This is a genomic window from Okeania sp. (assembly GCF_983059655.1).
The window spans coordinates 1-2,448 of the sequence record NZ_CEZPJD010001009.1 but is presented as its reverse complement, the minus strand read 5'-3'; the positions used below and the strand labels follow the sequence as shown (position 1 = coordinate 2,448).

Genomic DNA, 2,448 nt, shown 5'->3' with positions numbered 1-2,448 from the left:
ATCGATATGGGAAGCATTTCCAGAGAGATAAAACCCGAAGAAAACGATGATGACTTAAACTTCCGTAAAGCAGCTAAAGATGCTCTAGTAGTGGCCATACACCCTAGCGTAACAGGAGTAACAGACCTCACTACCGAACAGCTAAAAGCTATTTACAGTGGTAGTTTTACCAATTGGAAGCAATTGGGAGGACCTGATAGTGAGATACTGTTACTCGATCGCCCAGAAGATGAATCTGCTAAACGGCTTCTACGAGAACATTATCTCGGTCAAAATTTGCCAAGTTCCCCAAACGCCATTGTACTTCGCAAAGAAGGCGAACTAATCGAAACCCTGGAAAGCACCCCTAACAGCATAGGTGCATTTTCCTTAGCTTACGCCATTTCTCACAACTTACCTGTAAATCGTCTCCAGCTAAATGGAATTGCACCCACACCAGAAAACTTGAATACAGGTAAATATCCAATGGCACGTACCATAGGAATTGTCTGGAGTAAAGATGTTTCAGAAGCTACTCAAGCATTTGTGAATTATATTTTCAGTCAACCAGGGACCAGTGCTTTAGAAAAATCTGGCTTTGCTGCTTTATAAAACTGATACAAAGCGTCACATAACGTGACAAATTGATGTTTACTTCCTGCTTCTTGTGAGGCCGTCGGCGGTTACTCATCCACAGGCATTGACGGTCAAGCTAACCGCATTTTTACACTTTATACTTACATTTAAGTCTTTGTCAATCAACATCAGAAAAAAATCCTCAAACCCTTGCTGCGCCGTTCCTAGTAGGGAGTGGGATTTCTGGAGAGGTCTATGTCTATTATAGATAGACTGCCAGAAATGTTTAAGCAGCGATTAGTGCAGAAGATACAAATTTCACCCTTGTTACTACTTGCGTGTGAGAACTAGCGTATTATGTCGCGCTCCGTATCGCAAATTGTTAACTAAGTCGAAACTCCTATCATTCAAGCAAAAGAATCGGAAAGAAAATGAGAATCTGTAACAATTATGGAAAGCTACCTGTTTCGATCAAGCTATTGTCTCCTATCTTAATTGTCTTCCTTACTCTATGGACAGCTGGAACATTAGCATTTGGTTATTATTCTAAAAATAGCTTAGAGCGGACTATGCGCCAGGAGATAGAAGACCTAACTATCTTACTCCAACAAGATTTGCAGCAAAAGCAAAGATTAATTAGTTTGAAGACCCGCTGGATAAGTCAAGAAAATAGTGTAATTCAAGCAGTGGCTGCAGGCGATCGTGCCTTATTACTTCGCACAATATTACCGATCCAATCAGCTTTAGAATTGGATTTGATTAGAATAGTTGATACAAATAATCAGTTCCTAATTTCTTCCCACCAGCGATCCTTAGATGAAGTTAAATTTCAAGATGCCACGATCACCTCTATAAGTAAAACCGGGGTGGAAATATCCGGCATTCTTCTAGCAGAAAATTCAGCTCCACCTACCCTAGCTAGTTTCATCTCAATTAAATCCTCCGAAAAAATTCTCGGCACCTTAATTACGGCGGTTGCCATTGACGATGTTCTCCTCCAGCAAATTCGTGGGTTAACATCCATGATTCTGATTGCCTACCGAGGCGATCAAGTAACTGCCTCTACCCTCTCTCTAGATAACTATCAACTATGGCAATTCCCCCCACCCAATACCCCACCTAGTCGAATAGAAATAGCAGACAAAACTTATCTGAGTAAAGTAGTTGAACTTCCTAGTCTCGATCAGGGGACACTCAAAATTGCTGTACTTAAATCTATCGCAGAAACAGAGAAAGCACAGCAACAGTTGTGGTTGATTGTTGGGTGTTTTGGTTTACTAGGAGGTTTTCTGTTTGCTGGAGTCATCATTACAGGATTAGGTGTAACGCAAAGGTTGAGCCGTCGCATTCACAACCTAACTCAAGCAACCAAACAATTAGCTCATGGAAACTTAACGACTCTGATTCCAGTTGATACAAAAGATGAAGTTGGGGAGTTAGCTGAGGAATTCAATAAAATGGCAAAGCAGCTTGATGCCCACGATCGCCAACTGCATCAACAAATGCAGCAACTCAGTAATACCCTTGAAGAATTACATTACACTCAAGATCAATTAATTCAACAAGAAAAAATGGCTGCTCTAGGACAACTAATCGCTGGAATTGCCCATGAAATCAATAATCCCCTCGGCGCAATTCAAGCCTCAGCCAATAACACCGATAAAGCTTTGAAAGAATTCCTCGAACAACTCCCCTATTTAAATCAATTTCTCACTCGCTCAGAACAAGACAATCTGTTTGAGCTGATCGCTTGGGCACTCCAAAACAAATCTTCTATCGTCTCTCAAGAAACTCGCGCCCTTAAGCGTAGAATAGCCACTCAACTTCGAGAACATGAAATTCAAAACTCTCGATATCTTGCAGACCTCCTGGCAGATATGGGAGTTCCTGAAA

General features: G+C 41.3%; 2 protein-coding genes. Both read left to right on the top strand.

Going from position 1 to position 2,448, the window contains the following annotated elements; all coding sequences use genetic code 11:
• A partial coding sequence (locus AC3DU7_RS31175; RefSeq protein WP_488043111.1) for a substrate-binding domain-containing protein occupies positions 1-591 on the top strand: 591 nt, incomplete at its 5' end.
• A 395-nt stretch (positions 592-986) separates the two neighbouring features.
• Positions 987-2,448: HAMP domain-containing protein (locus tag AC3DU7_RS31170; protein WP_488043110.1), on the top strand; the 1,462-nt coding region annotated here is incomplete at its 3' end.